Origin of the sequence: Hominenteromicrobium sp., assembly GCF_046974225.1 — a bacterium.
GTDB classification, from domain to species: Bacteria; Bacillota; Clostridia; order Oscillospirales; family Acutalibacteraceae; genus Hominenteromicrobium; species Hominenteromicrobium mulieris.
This window is the reverse complement of the sequence record NZ_JBKWAE010000014.1, coordinates 54,589-70,136: the sequence shown is the minus strand read 5'-3', so window position 1 is coordinate 70,136 and position 15,548 is coordinate 54,589. Positions and strand designations below refer to the sequence as shown.

Sequence of the window (15,548 nt, the reverse complement as noted above, 5' to 3'; positions counted from 1 at the left end):
CGCCCATCCAGCTTATGCCGCGCGGCCTGCGGAGTTTGCACCGTATCGCGCCGCAGAAACAAAACCGATACAATCAGCGATGCAGCCAGCATCGCACCCACACAGGCCCGCATGCGGTACGGCTTTAAGTCCACCGGGTTTGAAGGGGCAAGCGGCACCTGGGGGTCGCGGATGACGCGCAGCTCGGCGTTTGAGAACAGCTTGTCCGTCAGGTCTGCGTGGTTTTCCAGCACATTTTTCAGCGATAAAAACGATTCGCGCGGGTTCTCCGCCGTCACCTGCACATTGATGAGGTTCGTCTCCGGCAAAACGGAAGCCACAACGTCGCACTGCGCAGCCTCGCGGAACGTATCGCTTTGAAACACACTCGCAAACACCTGCGCCATGCGGGCCGTGAGATCTAAAGAGGTATACGCGCTCGTGCCGCCCTTTACATTTACCGCCACGGTTGCCGAAGCGGTATACACAGGGTGATACGTAAAAAGATGATATCCCTCCACGCACAGCCATGCCGTGAGCACCGCCAAAATCAGCACCCACAGGTTATAGAGCAGCCCGCGCAGCACGCACACGGGGTGCAGGTCACCCCAAAAAAAGCGTTCGTCCTTCACGTTTTCCCCTCCTCCACGATCACCGTCAGGCAGGCGCGCACGGTCTCTGTTTCCGTCTCTGCCGCATACTGCACCGGGTAACAGCCGGGCTTTGCGGTATCTATTTGCGTCACTGTCTGCTTTTTCACCTTTACCACCGTGCCTGCATGGTCAAACACGCCCTCCAAATAGTCCTTCGGCTCAAACTTTTCGCCTGCCTTCACATACACGATTCCCTGCTTCAGGCGAATTTCAAGACTGCTGTCGCTCAGCTGCATATAAAGCTGCATCTCGCTCTGTCCGCCGTAGGAATTCGTCACGGATACCGGCAGCGTGTACATGTCGTTTTCCACAAAAGTAATATCTTCGGTGAACAATCGAATACGGTCGGAAACGTCGCCGTCCATTACGTCCTCCGCTGTGATCTGCGCCAAAAGTGCGGGCATCTCGCCCGTGCGGTAGGTCGATGGTACATTCAGCGCAAAGCGCGGCGGGTTGTAATCCGTATACCGCACCGTGCGCGTGAGCGTCGCCGCGTGGCAGTCCGCATCGAACACCACGTATTTTATGCGCCGACGGTCGCCGTCCAACAACGCGGACATACCCGCAATGCAGATCTCATCCGTCAGGTCTCCGTCATGCGCGTCTTCGGCATGCAGCCCCGCGCAATACGCGCTTTCCGGCGCGGTAACGCTGAGCGCAAGTTCGCCGTCCGTTTCGTCCGTCAAAACGGGCATGGATGTATCCTGCGCCTGTACGCGCGGCACGGCAACCCACAGGTAAAACGTCAGTGCGGCGCAGAACAGCACTGCCATTACCATTTGAAATACCCTCATGCGATTCTCTCCTTTCCGGCTTCGCCGCTCAGAATTCTGCGTGGGTTTTCATGCAGCATCCGCTCGGCATACGCAGCACCGAAGTGCTCCGCAAGCCACGCGTTCACGTCCTCCAAAATCGGTCTGCGGTACACGGTCCCGTGCCCGTCGCTCGCCACGCAAAAAGCCAGATCGCGCTCCAGCAGCACCCGCGCGGTCTCTGCCGCCCTGCGCCCGAAAGCGCCGAAAATACCGCTGCGCGTCACCTGCAGCACGGCCCCCCGCTCTGTCCACAGCTCCGCGCGCCAAGGTTCGTTTTGCAAAATGACGTACCGCTCCGGGTGTGCGATGAGCGGCACATACCCGTATTTTCGTATATGCTCAGTCGCCGCCGCGCACCATTCCGACGAGTCGAGCGGGTCAAACTCCACCAAAAGGAACCGACTTTCGCCGAGCGGCTGCACATCGCCGCTTTGCAGGCGGTCAAACAGCGTGCCGTCCGCCATCATTTCCATGCCGAAAAAGAGCTTTACGGGCAGACTTTCCCGCGCAGCCGCCGCTTTTAGACGCTCAAATTTTCCCAAATACCGCGTCTTCGTCACCCACGCCCCGTGCGGCGTGACGGCTAAAGCTTTCGTGCCATGCTCTGATGCCATACGCAGCATCATAAGAGACGCTTCAAGCGTTTCCGCGCCGTCATCCACGCCGGGCAGCACATGCGCGTGCAGGTCGATATAGCTCATACCGTCTCCTCCCGTGTGCGGTGCGCGCTGTAATGGCCGTAGCCGTAATGCCCGTAGCGACCGTATTTTCCGTATCCGTAGCCATAACCGTACTTGCCGTAACCGTAGCCGGAAAGCCCCGCCTGTACGCCGTTCAGCACGCAGCCCGCAACGGTCACATCGCAGCTTAGGAGCTTTTCGATGCCCGCTTTGATCTTCGTCCGCGATGCGCGATCCTGCTCGATGACGTACACCGCCGCATCGCAGCTTTCCGCCGCGGGCAGAATTTCCGCAAAGCGCGCGCTTTCCGGGGCAATGAGCAAAACGCAGTCCGCGTCTTCGCGCAGAGAAGCAATCGCGCCGCGCAGATTTTCGCCAACAGCGAGCACCTCGCGCGGTGAAAGCCCGCGGCTGCACGCGGCGTAGCGATACGGCTCTGCACCGCGCCGATGCAGCACCTCCTGTGCCGGGCAGTGCCCAAAAAGACACGCTTCCAGCCCCGGCAAAAGTTTATCCATGCCGCGCTTTAAATCTAAATCGATCAGTACCACGCTTTTGCCCATTTCGCCCAGCACATGCGCGGCAGTCATCGCCGTGGTGCGCACGCCTTCCCCGGGCAACGTACCGCAAAACAGCAGCACCTTGTCGCCCGATGCCGCCATGCGACGTTCAAGGCGCATGGCAAGCCCGCGCGCAGCCTCGCGGTAATGCTCCGGCACATGCGGGTTCGTAAGGGTGATCGTTTCGCGCCTACTCTTGCTTCGCTTTTTAAAAACGACCTTCGGCAGCGTGCCGAGACACAAAAGATGCAGCTTAGATGCAATCTCCTCCTCGCGCCGCACGGTGCGCCGTGTGCAGCCGTACAGCAGGATCAGTCCTGCGCCAAAAAGCAGGCCGTACGCCGCGCCCGTCAACGCCGCACGTTTGCCGTCGAATATATTATACGGCGCGGTCGGCAGGCTTGGGGCGCTCAGCATATGGAGCTTAATGTCGCCCAGCACGTAGCGTGCGGCCTCCGGGTAACAATCAATAGCGGCGTTCAGGACATTCAACGTGCTTTCGGCATTCGCGCCCGTCGCGGTCAGCGTGAACAGGTTGGAATCCTCCACTGCGCTCGCCGAAAGCGAAGCTGTAATAGAATCCGTGCCGAGCGCCTGCTTGATGCCATCCGTTAAGAGCTCGCTTTCGAGTATGTACGGAAACGTGCGCGCGAGTTGCGAAGCCGTGGCGGTATTGTAATAAAACCCGTAGCTGAACCCGCCGCTTTCCCCGCTGCCGGTGGCGACCGTGAACGAAGCCGCCGCGCGGTACAGCGGGCGATACGCGCGCTTTGCCGTGTACCACGAGCCCGCGGCGCACAGCACCGTGAGCAAAAGGCACGCCCACCACAGCTTTTTCACACCGCGCAGCACATCGTGCAAAAGCGTGATGATGTCGATGGGCTCCGGCACCGCTTGCTTTTCCTTTTGCGTCTCCTCCATATAGACCTCCGAAACACTTTATTTTTCATATACCGTAACGTTTTAAATGCCTGTCTGCAAATTTCACGGGCATTATAGCATTTTGTACCCGATTTCTCAAGCATTTTCGGGATATTGTATATATACAAATATCGCAAATTCCGTTAAAAAATGAAAAAAAGCGACGCCTCAAGTGAGGCGCCGCCAATAATCGACAAATTAAATTTCTATTTTAGTTTCAATCAGCCTTCCGGCTCCAGCACGCCGTACTTGCCGTCGCGGCGCTTATACACCACATCAATCTCGCCGGTGTCGCCGTCACGGTACATGAAGAACGTGTGGCCCAGCATTTCCATCTGCAAAATGGCTTCTTCCACCGTCATGACCTTCACATAGAACGTCTTACGCTTTGCGATTTCCGGTTCGTCTTCCTCATCCGGCATATCGTAGTACGTATCCGGCAGCTCCACGGGCTGCATCTTCTGTGCGCGCTCAAGGCGTTTTTTATTTCTACGGATCTGGTTGCCCAGTGCCGCCACAACATCATCCAACGCTTCGTTCATTTCCGACGCAGTGGCTTCTGCACGGTACAGCATGCCGCGCTGCTTAATCATAATCTCCACGGTCTGGCGATTCTTTTCCAGCGTTACGGTTACGGTAGCATCCGCGTCTTCATCAAAGATGCGGTCAAACTTAGAGAGCTTGCGCTGCACCAGTTCCTTAAAATTCTCTCTCAGGTTCACTTTTCTGCCAACGATCTTGATGTTCATACGTCTACCGGTTTTTTCCGCAAAAAGCACAAAGGGATGTGCTTTTTTCATCTACGGAAAAAACACATCCTTTCTGAAAGACTCGGCTTTCATTATTCAGCTTACGGCTTCTGCCGTTCTCTGTACCTACAGTATAAATCATTTGAACAAAAATTGCAATAGAAAAATAAAATTTTCAAGATTTATAAACAATTTGTTTGCGATTTAAATTTCTCATAAAACAAAAAGCGCCGTTCCGAAGAACAGCGCCGTTTCTGCTTTACTTTAGTTGTTGCGCGGGCCCTTGCGGGAATAACCGCCGCCGCGCTTATTTTCCGCACGCTTGAGGTCCGAAATCTTCTCATCGCTCATCTGCTTAAAGCGGGACATCATATCTTCAAAAGAGCCGGAGTTTTCGCGCGCGCGCCACTCATAATCGCCCGGTCTTGCGGGGCTCTGCACCGGGGCAGAAGCTTCGCGGCGGTGATAGTTGTTCTGGCGCAGGGGTCTGCCGTTCTCATCGCGGCGGCGCGGGGGGCGCTGCTGCTGCGCGTTTTCGTCTGCCTTTTTCATGGAAAGGCTGATCTTGCCGTCTTCATTGATGCCGATGATCTTGACCTTCACGGTCTGGCCTTCCGTGACGAAATCGCGAATCTCCTTTACGAAGACCGGGGCAACCTCTGAAATGTGCACCATACCGGTCTTGCCGTTACCGAGATCGACGAATGCGCCGAACTTTGTGATGCCCGTTACCTTGCCCTCAAAAATTGCTCCGACCTCAAGCTTTGTTTCCTGCATACCCTCTAATTTTCCTCCGGGATTTCAAATTTGTTAGTTGTTGCCGCCTACATTGTAGAACACACGCTCGCCGGGCTTTACATAGTCCAGTTCGCGGCGTGCCACCTTCTCCGCATAGTCTGTGTTGTCTGCGTTCTCTTCATTCAGGTCATAGCGCAGCTCGTCGTTGACGACCTGCTGTTCCTTAAGCTCGTTTTTCAACTGCTGCAGTTCGTCCTTTTTCTGGCTGATGGAGATCTGCTGCCCGACGAGCATAGTGACCATGAAGCACGCAAAACAGAACACGGCGACCTTTAAAAGGAGGCTGCCCTTATAGCGTTTAATCTTGACTTCTTCCATGGGATTCCTCCCCTTTCCTTATGCCGAGCGTTCGGCTGCTTTTCTTGTTCCATTATATAATGATGCGCCGTCATTATTCAAGTCCTTTTTTTGCTTTTTTTCGATTTGTTCAGAAATGATTTGTGTTTTTTCCCGCTTTTTAGCAATGCTTCCACCTTTTTCCGCCGCCCTTGCGCGCATTTTGCAAAAATTCGGTTTCTAAAGCCGTGCAAGCGGCGCTCTGCATACGGCAAAAAGCGGCAAACGCCGTGCGTCACCGTGACCTGCACGCATAAAAAGCCGATGACTTCGCAGGCGATCTGAAAAAAGCGCGCGTGCCCGGCGCTGACCGCAAGGGACAGCAAAAACGTGACGACGGCGGCAAAAAGACAAAACAGCACATCCGTAACCGCTGCCGCGATTTTGCCGAGAGAGAACAGCAGGCGCAAAAACTCCAGCACGGCAAACACAAACCCCAGAAGAACGCCGCACACAAGGCACAGCAACAGCGTTTCTGCCGGAATGCCGCTCATTTTAAAAGCCTTTTCAAAACGCCCGTCGGGCGCACGCCGTCTGTGTACGAAAGCGCCAGCACGCGACCCTTTACGAGCAACTCGCCCGTTTCGGCGCTCATGTTTTCAATGTACAGCCCTTCGCCCTTAATGTGCAACCTTCCATCTGCCGTCTGCACCGTGATGAGCGTCTCGCTGAAAAAATCCACGCGCGTAACGCCGCTTGCCGTAAGACGCGAGCGGTTTTCAATGTGCAAAGAATGTGCTTTTGCGCTTGCCGTCTGTGCCACTGTATCACCGATCCTCTTTTATGCTGTATCGCCTATTTATATGCAGCGATTTTCGGAAAAAGACCGAACAAGCAGCGAATATTTATGCATAAGAGCAGCTCAGCACGTTAAAAGCACAGTCAAAAAAACTTACTTTTCTTCGATGATTTCGTACATCATAGCCGCTTCGTCTTTTTTTGCATATTCATTCACGGAAACGACGCGGGCCTTCACGGTGCGCGCGCCGAGCGTGAGCTCGATGACATCGTTCACCTTCACATCGTAGGAAGCGCGGGCAATCTTGCCGTTGACGACGACTCGACCGGCGTCGCAGGCTTCGTTTGCCACGGTACGGCGCTTGATAATGCGGGAAACCTTCAAGTATTTATCCAGTCTCATGTTCAAACTCCTTTTCTTTAATACATGGAGGCAGCTGCCTATAACAGAAGAACGGACCCACTTCGGGATCCGTTCCATCACAAATTATTTGCCAAAATTACTTATTGACAGATTCCTTCAGGGCCTTGCCGGCCTTGAATGCCGGAGCCTTGGAAGCCGGGATCACGATCTCAGCGCTCGTTCTCGGGTCACGGCCAACGCGCTCGCCTCTCTCGCGAACTTCAAAGGTGCCGAAACCTGCGATCTGAACCTTCTCGCCGCCTGCGAGGGACTCTGTGATGGAAGCGATAACAGCGGAAACAGCGTTTTCCGCGTCTTTCTTGGAAATGGTAGCCTTTTCTGCAACAGCAGCAATGAGTTCTGTTTTATTCATTATGAATAACCTCCAAATTTTTAGATTTATCTTCATCACCCACGGCGCGAACCATCGCCGGAGCGTGAATTGCTTTATTCTTCTGCGCCGAACTGCTCAATATAGGCACGGCAGGCTTCAGACAGCGCCTGCTCTGCATCTACGCCGAGACGGCGTGCGAGCTCCGTTAAATTGAAAAGCGCTTTGCCAATCGATTCCGCGCCGTTTTCTTCGGTTGCACCGCTTACAGCTTTGCAAACGCTTTCGCGCAGGTCATCGGTCGTGCCGTTATCCGCGCCCATTTTCGCCGCCTTTTTCAGTACCTTCTGGGTACGCATCAAAGCGGGCATGGCGGGCGTTACGCTTTCAAGCACCTCGCGGTCGGACTTCTGTTTTTTCGTCTCGCGCTTAATCTGATCCCAGTTTGTCAGCACCTGCTCGGTCGTGTCCGCCGTCACATCGGCAAACACATGCGGGTGACGCTGCACCATTTTGGCAGCAACGTCGCTGATCACATCGTCAAGGTCGAACCGACCGGCTTCACGCTCGAGCTCACTGTGGAACGCCACCTGAAAAAGCACATCACCAAGCTCCTCGCGCAGCAGCACGGGGTCTTCCGTATCGATGGCTTCTATCGCTTCGTAGCACTCCTCAAGAAAATCGCGGCGGATGCTCTTGTGATCCTGCTCGCGGTCCCACGGGCAGCCGTCCGGCGCACGCAGAATCGTGATGATTTCCTTGAGATCTTCCAGTGTATAACGGGATTTTCCTACATATTTCAACGCAGCTTTCATATTTTACCCTATCCCCCTGCTTTTTGCAAGTATTTTTCAAGTCTTTTTGTAATTTTTTCTCCGTTCGGCAGTGCTTTGATGTCTTCTTCACAGATCCCGCGTGCAATCAGCAGGAAAACAACATAGATAAGCGCACCCAAAAACACCGCAGGCAGCGCGGAAAAACGCGATTCCGGCAGCACCGCACACCACGCTTTGTGTGTTAAAAGAGCTGCCACGCCACAGCAAACGGATGCCAGAAACGGCTTTTTAAAAGTGGAAAAGAAATCTATTTTCACGCCTGCAATACGCCGTATCGCAATGCACGCCAACACACTTGCGAGCGCATAGCACACGAGTGTACCGACAGCACCGCCAAGCACGTTCACACGCGGCACAGCGGCGAGCGTGTAATCGAGCACGGCTTTTACGAATAACCCAATGAGCGTCAGCACCACGGGCAGCTCCACATGGCCCATCGCCTGCAAGATGCTGTTCAGCGGCCCGCACAGCGCCGCAAAAACGGACGCCGCGCCCAAGGCCGTCAGCACGCGTCCCACGATGACCGTGCCCGGCCGTGCACCGTAGATCAGTAGTGCGGCGGGCTGCGCCAAAACGGAAAGCCCCACCCCCATCGGCAGTGCCGTCAAAAACGTGATACGCAGCACCGCTTCCACGGTGCGCTTCAGTTTCTGCGAATCCCCCGTCTGGAATGCCCGTGTCACGCTCGGCAGCGCGCTGACCCCGAACGACTGCGTTACGCTTGGCACGAGCAAAAAGAGTGTCAGCGCCATATTGTAGCAGCCGAAAAGGTAGTTCGGCACGGTTTCCGGCGCGGCGAGATTCCCTTTGGGAATCGCGCCGGCGTACATGGAAAGCAACGCTGCGGGGTCTGTCTGCACGGCATAGGCGACACGCGTCTGCAAAAATGACGCATCAATGAGTCCGGAAAAGCTCATGGCGACTGCCCCAAGCGAAATGGGCAGTGCAGTGCGCAGCAATTTTCCGGCCCAAATACGCTTGCTTTTCGGCTTCGGCGCGCGTTGCAGCATCGCTTTTGTGACGCCGTCCCTGCGACTTTGGAAGACAAGCGTCAAAAGCCCCAGCACCGCGCCGAGCGTCACGCCGAGGATTGCGGCAGCAGCACCTAAAGCGCAGACAAGCTGACAGCCATCTGCTTCACTTTTCACGGTACAGCCGAATACCGTGCCGCTCGCTTGCAGCTCCCGTGTGCCCATATGCATCACAAAAATCGCGCCGGAAAGCCCGAAAATAAGCTTGCCGAGCGATTCCGCAACCTGCGAACGCGCCGTGGGCAGCATATTGCGCAGGCCCTCAAAATAACCGCGGTACACGGAGGAAATACTACACAGCGCGGCACACGGCGCAAGCGCCAACATGGAGAAAAGTGCGCCGGGGCTTTGCACCAAGCGCGTATAAAGCGGTGCAAAACTTGCCATCAGCAGAGCACAGAGAACGCCGATGACCGAAAACACCGGCAGCGCCGCCGCTTTGATTTGCCGCACGTCATGAAAATGTCCTAAGGCGTCCTCCGCCGCAGTCAGCCGCGCCACTGCCACGGGAAAACCGACGGTGGAAAGGCTGAACAGCACGTTAAAAAAACTGTACGCCGTGCTGAAATATCCCATACCGTCTTCCGTGATGATACTCGATAACGGGATTTTAAACAACGCCCCAATGGCCTTCACCAGAAGAACGCCGAACATTAAAATGAACGCGCCGTGCAGAAATCCCTGCTGCACGCGCGCCGCGGACCGTTTTTGCTCCATAAAACCCTTCCGTTTCAAAAAAGTTTCTCGGCGAAAGAAAAGGAAAGAGGGGGCACCTCTTTCCTTCTGGTTTTACGTCCTTGCAGGCCGGGCCCGCGTTTTCAATTATTCCTCGGTCTTGACTTCCTCGGTCGGCTCAGCCGTCTTCTCTGTCTCGATTGTAACTTCCGTCGTCTCCGGCTCTGCGGGGACTTCGGCCTTCTCGACTGCTTCGGCAGCTTCTTCCGGCTCTGCCGGTGCGTTCTCCAGCTTTGCGCCGCAGTGGCTGCAGAACATGGAATCCGTCGGCATCTTCTTGCCACATGCCGGGCAAGTCACTTTATCCTGCATGGAAGCGTACTGTGCGGAAACCGCGGAAAGCTGTGCATACAGATCATCGATACCGGCGATCTGGTCTGCAAGCTCGGCTTCGTCTGCGGAACCGGCCTTCTTGGCCTCGTAAATGAAGCGGCCAAGCCCCTGATAGCGTTTCGTAATCTCGCCGTTCAGCTCGGCCATATTGATGCGCAGCTTGGACATATCCACAAACTGGCCTGCCATTTTGCCTACGGTCTGTGCAGCGGATTTTGCGTTGACAACAACATCATCAAAAATTCCCATAACAAATTCTCCTTTTGTGGTTTGGAAACGGAACCTTAAGAAGCACACCGTTTCATGTACCTTTCTTCAGTCCCATTATAGCGCAATTTGTGTCAAAAAGCAAATGACAAACCGGCAATTTTGTAAACAAAGGTTAAATTTTTCCTGACAATAACCTTAATTCGTACCGTTTTCTACTTTCGGACCCAAAAATTCACGCAGCATGGAGTTTGCAGGCACCAGCTCGGCATCAATAGGCTCAAAGCGCATCAGACGGGCATCTAAATCGCGCGCCTTACGGTAACACGGGTTATCCTCCGGGATTTCGCGCAGAAGCGGAATGACAAGCCTGCGCAGCACACACGGTTCATAGATATGAATGGAGTTCACCGTGTAGTCCGCGGAAAGGCGGTACGGGCGGATGTATTTATCTTCGCCCGCCACCACATTATCCCACATGGCGATGGTGCGCTCCGGCATGGTATCGCGGGAACGGATATCACGCGAGATGCGGCGCACAAGGCGAATATCCATCGGCGAAATGACCTCGCCGTTGATATCCTTGATCTGCTGCTTCACGCTGACATACAGCTTTATGGTGCTGCTCTCCGGCAGACCACGCGTAAAAATGGGGTTCAGCGCGTGCAGACCCTCCATGATAACGAACCCGCGGTCGCTGACGTCGAGCTTTCTTGCCGCCAATGTTCGGGTCTTCGTTGTAAAATCGTACTCCGGCAAAAGGCAGGAGCCGCTGTGAATGACGGAATTCAAACAATCCTGAATAAGCGCAATGTCGAGCGCGTCCACGGTCTCATAGTCCTTTTCGCCGTTCGGCAGCACGGGCGTTTCGTCCGGGCCAAGGTAAAAATCGTCAAGCGAGACAATCTCGGCGTGCACACCGAGCTTACCGAGCTCGCGCTGCAATAAATGCGCCGTGGTCGTCTTGCCGCTGGAGGACGGCCCCGCCAGCATGCACACCTTCGCGGTTTTGTAATGCGTCACAATGTTGCGCGCAATGTTTTCGATGTGCTCGTGATAGGAATCCTCCACCTCATCGATCATGACCTGCGGGTTCAAAAGCGCCGCGTCGTTAATCTGCTCTAAGTGATTGATATATTTAATGTAACCGCTTGCGAAATTGCTCATATTGCTTCGCGATGCCCTCCTTTCGTTCGAGAATCTCCGGGTAACGGCTGATATATTCATACGAATATTTGAAGTTAAAAATTCGTGAAAGATCTTCGGAATACGGGTTCTTAAGCTTCGTCACGCCGCCTGCGCCGCACGCCAGCACCGTTTCGGTCTCATCCATCGTGAAAATATTATATGCACACTCGGTGCCCGGCTTTGCCCAGCCCGTATTCTCCAAATTGCCCGCCATGCGGCTTTGGCGATAGAGATAATACGGCTCAAGCCCCCGCTCTGTCAGCCGCTTTTCGGCATAAGCCATCATGCGGTCGGCAAGCGCGGCATCGGCGTGGGCCTTGTTGATCTCGCCGCTCTGCGTGATGAACGAGGAGCGCTTCAATGCGAGCGCGTGCACCGTCACGTTCTCAGGGTCAAGCGCAATGACCTTTTCGATTGTGTCACAGAACGTCTCATACGTGTCGCCCGGCAAGCCGACAATGAGGTCCATATTGATATTCGTAAAGCCCGCTTCCCGCGCGAGGTGAAACGCATCCACAGTCTGCTGCGCCGTGTGGCGGCGGCCGATGTTTTCGAGCACGTTGTCCTGCAAGGTTTGCGGGTTGATGCTGATACGCGAAACGCCGCTTTTAAGCAGCGCATCCAGCTTTGCACGGTCAATGGTATCCGGGCGGCCGGCCTCCACCGTAAGTTCCTCGCACTGCGACATGTCGAACGAATCTTTCACAACGCGGATCATCTCGGAAAGCTGCTCTGCGGAGAATGTCGTGGGTGTGCCGCCCCCGACATACACAGCGCGCAGGTTTAAGCCCAAAGCATCGGCGACTTTCGCCGTCTCTTTCAGCTCTTCCAAAAGCAGGCGGTGATATTCCGGGATCTGTTTCTTGGCCTTTTCCACGCTCTGCGAAACGAATGAGCAGTACGCGCAGCGCGTGGGGCAGAACGGCACGGAAATGTACAAAGAGTAGTCGTTTTCACGCACTTTATCCGTAATGGGCTTTTGTGCGCGCAGGGTGCGCACCGCAAGTGCCGTTTTTTCGTTTGAGACGAAATATTTTTCGCGGAACAGCCTTGCCGCTTTCGCTTCGCCGTGCTGTTCGGTCAGCTGGCGCAGGAGCTTAATGGGGTGAATGCCCGTCAGCATACCCCAGCGCGGCATTTTGCCCGTGTGGGCGCAAAATGCATCAAATAATAAAGACACCATGCCGTATTCGGTCTCTGCGCCTACTTTTGCTTTGCGCTCCGTTTTGCCGTCTGCGTCTTCAATGCGCACGATATATTCGCCGTTTTCTTCGGCGGTGTACACCGTGCGGTTTTCATCGCTCGGCATAAATTCGTGCTGTACCGTGACTTTGTCAAACGGGTAAAACACGCGGCAGAGGTTTTCCGCCTCATAATGATAAGGGTGATCGATAATATATAAAACCATACATTTTCCTTTATAAATACGGATTTCGGCGCTTTTCGTCTTCCAGCGTCGTCACGGGGCCGTGGCCGCCGCAGATATCGGGATTTCCGGACAGCGCCGCAAGCTTTTTCAGAGACTCGCGCAGCTCGGCACTGTTGCCGGTTGGCAGGTCGCACCGCCCGACGGAGTAGCCCATCAGCGTATCGCCCGTAAACACGGCGTCCGGCGTAATGTAGCTCACGCCGCCCGCGGTGTGGCCGGGCGTGTGCAGCACCGTGACCGGCACTTCGCCGATCTGAAATGTTTCACCGTCTTTGAAAGCCTCGTGCACTTTGCAGGTGACGGACTCGTACATCATGAGAAGCGAGCCGTTTTGCTTATCGTCCGCTGCAAACGCCGCTTCCGTCTCATAGGCGCACACCGGCACACCGAGCATCTCGTGCAGGCGGTCAGCCTCCCAAATGTGGTCAAAATGGCCGTGTGTCAGCAAAATTCTTTGCACCGTATATTTTTTAATTTCATTTAACAGAGCGTCGTTCAAAAAGCCGGGGTCAACGACCGCCGCCTGATTCGTTTTTTCGTCGATGAGCAGGTAGCAATTTTCCGAAATAGGCCCGCCCGTTATACATTTATATTTCATATCTTTGTTTACCTTTAGCTGCGGTCAATAGAGATTACGCCCTTAATCTTCTGCAAGCGGTCGATAACGGTCTGCAGATGCGAAAGGCCGTTGATGGTAATCGTTGCCGAAATGACGGCATTCTCCGAATTTTTGACCTCGCGGGAGTTGAGCGAGTGAATGAAAATGTGCATATTGAAAAGCTGCTGGGTCACGTCTGCGAGCAGGCCGGAACGGTCGGTCGCCACAATATGCAGCGTAGACTTGAACTCTTCCTTGACTTCACCCGCCCAGTGCGCACGCACCCAGCGCTCCGGCTCCGGCGCCTGCGAGAAATCCTTCGGCACGTTCGAGCAGCTGCGTTTGTGGATGGAAACGCCGAAACCGCGCGTGATGAAGCCGACAATCTCATCGCCCGGCAGCGGGTTGCAGCAGCGGGAGAACTTGATGAGACAGTTGTCCATACCCTCTACGAGCACGCCGCCTGCCGCTTTCTTGTTGAGGTTCGGCGGCGGGGTCTGCTGCGCAATCTCCTGCTGCGGTTCGGGTGCAGGCTTGTGGGTCTTTTGGTATTCCTCTTTTACGCGCGGCAGAAGCTTCCAAAGCTGTATGCCGCCGTAGCCGATGGCCGCATAGAAATCATCGGGCGTGACGCAGCTGTGGCGGCGGCCGGCGCTTTCCAGCATGAACTGCATCAGCTCGTCGCTCATCACGATGCCGTTGCGCTTAAATTCGCGCTCCAACTCCGCCTTGCCCTCTACGATGTTCTCATCGCGCTTTTCTTTCTTGAACCACGCGCGGATCTTATTGCGTGCTTCGCTTGTACGCACGATGGAAAGCCAGTCGCGGTTCGGGCCGCGGCCGACCTCCTTCGTCGTCAAAATCTCAATGATCTCGCCCGTTTTTACCTTGTAATCGAGCGGCACGATCTTCTGGTCAACCTTTGCACCGATCATGCGGTTGCCGACGGCGGAATGAATGGCATACGCAAAATCGATAACCGTAGAGCCCATCGGCAGGTTGATAACATCACCTTTCGGGGTGAAGACGAACACCTCTTCCGGCGCAAGATCGGTCTTGATGGAGCGCACAAGGTCAGTGATATCTTCACTTTCGGACTGGTTATCGAGCATGTTGCGGATCCACTGCAAGCGGCCCTCCAGCGAGTCGGGCTTTTCGTTGCCGCTCGTCATGCCGAGCTTATACTTCCAGTGCGCCGCGATGCCGTATTCTGCCGTGTGGTGCATTTCCCACGTGCGGATCTGCACCTCGAACGGGATGCCCTCTTTGCTGATGACCGTCGTGTGCAAGGACTGGTACATGTTCTGCTTCGGCGTGGAAATGTAGTCCTTAAAGCGGTTCGGCAGCGGGGTGAACATATCGTGGATGATACCGAGCACATTATAGCAATCGTTGATGGTATCGACGATTACGCGCAGGGCGAACACGTCGTAAATTTCGTCAAAGCTCTTACCCTGAATGAACATCTTGCGATAAATGCCGTTGACGCTTTTTACGCGCCCTTCAATATATACGCCCGGGATAAGCGGCTCCACACGACTGCGGATCATTTCTTTCGTTGTCTCAATAAACTGCTTGCGCTTTGTGCTGCGCGCCTCAAGGTTATCTTCAATCTCCTTATACGCAACAGGGTCAAGGTACTTTAAAGAAACGTCCTCCATGTATTCCTTAACCTTACGCATGCCGAGACGGTGCGCAATGGGAGCGTACACCTCAAGACATTCCAGCGCCTTGTCGCGCTGCTTCTGCGGCGCTACGTATTCGAGCGTCGCTAAATTGTGCATGCGGTCCGCAAATTTAATAATGATCACGCGGATATCCTCGCTCATCGCAATGAGCATTTTGCGCAGGTTTTCCGCCTGCTGCTCTTCACGGGAGGAGAACGGGATCTTGCCGAGCTTTGTCACGCCGTCCGTCAGGTTTGCAATCTCCTTACCGAACGCTTTCACAATGTCGTCATACGTAACCGGCGTGTCCTCAATGACGTCATGCAGCAGACCTGCCACGACGGACGGGGTATCCATGCCGAATTCCACAAGCTTATACGCCACCGCAATGGGGTGGATGATGTACGGCTCGCCGGAGCGCCGCACCTGTCCCTGATGCGCTGCCTCCGCGAACTGATACGCTTTTTCGATCAACGCGAGGTCATATTCTTTTTCGCTTTTTTCGATCAGTGACACAAGGTCCGCATACGTTTTTGCTGCTTCTTCCATCGTTTTTCACTC

Annotated in this window: 18 protein-coding genes; all 18 read right to left on the bottom strand. The window is 54.8% G+C overall.

All coding sequences use genetic code 11. From position 1 onward, the window contains the following. Positions 1 to 611 (bottom strand): Wzz/FepE/Etk N-terminal domain-containing protein (locus tag ACLTX1_RS10470; protein WP_412330903.1); only part of this gene is annotated, 611 nt, incomplete at its 3' end. Beyond that, positions 608 to 1,426: a bacterial Ig-like domain-containing protein gene (locus ACLTX1_RS10465; RefSeq protein ID WP_308448969.1), complete on the bottom strand. Its 819-nt coding sequence runs from the start codon at positions 1,424 to 1,426 to the stop codon at positions 608 to 610. The genes ACLTX1_RS10465 and ACLTX1_RS10470, both read right to left, overlap by 4 nt. Next, entirely contained in the window at positions 1,423 to 2,148 is a 726-nt protein-coding gene (locus tag ACLTX1_RS10460) for a tyrosine-protein phosphatase (protein ID WP_308448970.1), read from the bottom strand. Before ACLTX1_RS10460 ends, ACLTX1_RS10465 begins: the two co-directional genes overlap by 4 nt. Next, positions 2,145 to 3,608 (bottom strand): hypothetical protein, encoded by a 1,464-nt coding sequence (locus tag ACLTX1_RS10455; protein ID WP_343284893.1) that lies wholly within the window; start codon positions 3,606 to 3,608, stop codon positions 2,145 to 2,147. The genes ACLTX1_RS10460 and ACLTX1_RS10455 overlap by 4 nt, the downstream gene beginning before the upstream one ends. A gap of 221 nt (positions 3,609 to 3,829) precedes the next feature. After that, entirely contained in the window at positions 3,830 to 4,357 is a 528-nt protein-coding gene (gene hpf, locus ACLTX1_RS10450) for a ribosome hibernation-promoting factor, HPF/YfiA family (protein ID WP_343284894.1), read from the bottom strand. Positions 4,358 to 4,621: 264 nt separating this feature from the next. After that, on the bottom strand, positions 4,622 to 5,134 hold the full coding sequence (locus ACLTX1_RS10445; protein ID WP_412330902.1) for a S1 RNA-binding domain-containing protein: 513 nt from the start codon (positions 5,132 to 5,134) through the stop codon (positions 4,622 to 4,624). A gap of 33 nt (positions 5,135 to 5,167) precedes the next feature. Next, positions 5,168 to 5,473, bottom strand: a complete 306-nt coding sequence (locus ACLTX1_RS10440) for an FtsB family cell division protein (protein WP_176820744.1) — start codon at positions 5,471 to 5,473, stop codon at positions 5,168 to 5,170. Between the two features lie 77 nt (positions 5,474 to 5,550). Continuing rightward, on the bottom strand, positions 5,551 to 5,985 hold the full coding sequence (gene yabQ, locus ACLTX1_RS10435; protein WP_412330901.1) for a spore cortex biosynthesis protein YabQ: 435 nt from the start codon (positions 5,983 to 5,985) through the stop codon (positions 5,551 to 5,553). Then, complete coding sequence (locus ACLTX1_RS10430; protein ID WP_176820746.1) at positions 5,982 to 6,254, bottom strand: YabP/YqfC family sporulation protein; 273 nt, start codon at positions 6,252 to 6,254, stop codon at positions 5,982 to 5,984. Before ACLTX1_RS10430 ends, yabQ begins: the two co-directional genes overlap by 4 nt. A gap of 129 nt (positions 6,255 to 6,383) precedes the next feature. Beyond that, on the bottom strand, positions 6,384 to 6,632 hold the full coding sequence (locus ACLTX1_RS10425; protein ID WP_176820747.1) for an RNA-binding S4 domain-containing protein: 249 nt from the start codon (positions 6,630 to 6,632) through the stop codon (positions 6,384 to 6,386). 97 nt (positions 6,633 to 6,729) lie between these two features. Then, positions 6,730 to 7,005 (bottom strand): HU family DNA-binding protein, encoded by a 276-nt coding sequence (locus tag ACLTX1_RS10420; protein WP_176820748.1) that lies wholly within the window; start codon positions 7,003 to 7,005, stop codon positions 6,730 to 6,732. A 74-nt stretch (positions 7,006 to 7,079) separates the two neighbouring features. Then, positions 7,080 to 7,778 carry a nucleoside triphosphate pyrophosphohydrolase gene (gene mazG, locus ACLTX1_RS10415; RefSeq protein WP_316519441.1) on the bottom strand — a complete coding sequence of 233 codons (699 nt, stop codon included), beginning with the start codon at positions 7,776 to 7,778 and terminating at the stop codon, positions 7,080 to 7,082. 8 nt (positions 7,779 to 7,786) lie between these two features. After that, positions 7,787 to 9,547 carry a polysaccharide biosynthesis C-terminal domain-containing protein gene (locus tag ACLTX1_RS10410; protein WP_412330900.1) on the bottom strand — a complete coding sequence of 587 codons (1,761 nt, stop codon included), beginning with the start codon at positions 9,545 to 9,547 and terminating at the stop codon, positions 7,787 to 7,789. A gap of 105 nt (positions 9,548 to 9,652) precedes the next feature. Next, a complete protein-coding gene (locus tag ACLTX1_RS10405) occupies positions 9,653 to 10,147 on the bottom strand; it encodes a zinc-ribbon domain-containing protein (RefSeq protein WP_412330899.1) in 495 nt (164 codons plus the stop codon). A gap of 156 nt (positions 10,148 to 10,303) precedes the next feature. Continuing rightward, on the bottom strand, positions 10,304 to 11,272 hold the full coding sequence (locus tag ACLTX1_RS10400) for a uridine kinase (protein WP_412330898.1): 969 nt from the start codon (positions 11,270 to 11,272) through the stop codon (positions 10,304 to 10,306). Further along, on the bottom strand, positions 11,244 to 12,701 hold the full coding sequence (hemZ, locus tag ACLTX1_RS10395) for a coproporphyrinogen dehydrogenase HemZ (protein ID WP_412330897.1): 1,458 nt from the start codon (positions 12,699 to 12,701) through the stop codon (positions 11,244 to 11,246). Before hemZ ends, ACLTX1_RS10400 begins: the two co-directional genes overlap by 29 nt. Positions 12,702 to 12,711: 10 nt before the next feature. Then, positions 12,712 to 13,320: an MBL fold metallo-hydrolase gene (locus tag ACLTX1_RS10390; protein WP_308448980.1), complete on the bottom strand. Its 609-nt coding sequence runs from the start codon at positions 13,318 to 13,320 to the stop codon at positions 12,712 to 12,714. Positions 13,321 to 13,334: 14 nt separating this feature from the next. Further along, positions 13,335 to 15,536: a bifunctional (p)ppGpp synthetase/guanosine-3',5'-bis(diphosphate) 3'-pyrophosphohydrolase gene (locus ACLTX1_RS10385; protein ID WP_308448981.1), complete on the bottom strand. Its 2,202-nt coding sequence runs from the start codon at positions 15,534 to 15,536 to the stop codon at positions 13,335 to 13,337. Positions 15,537 to 15,548: the final 12 nt, after the last annotated feature.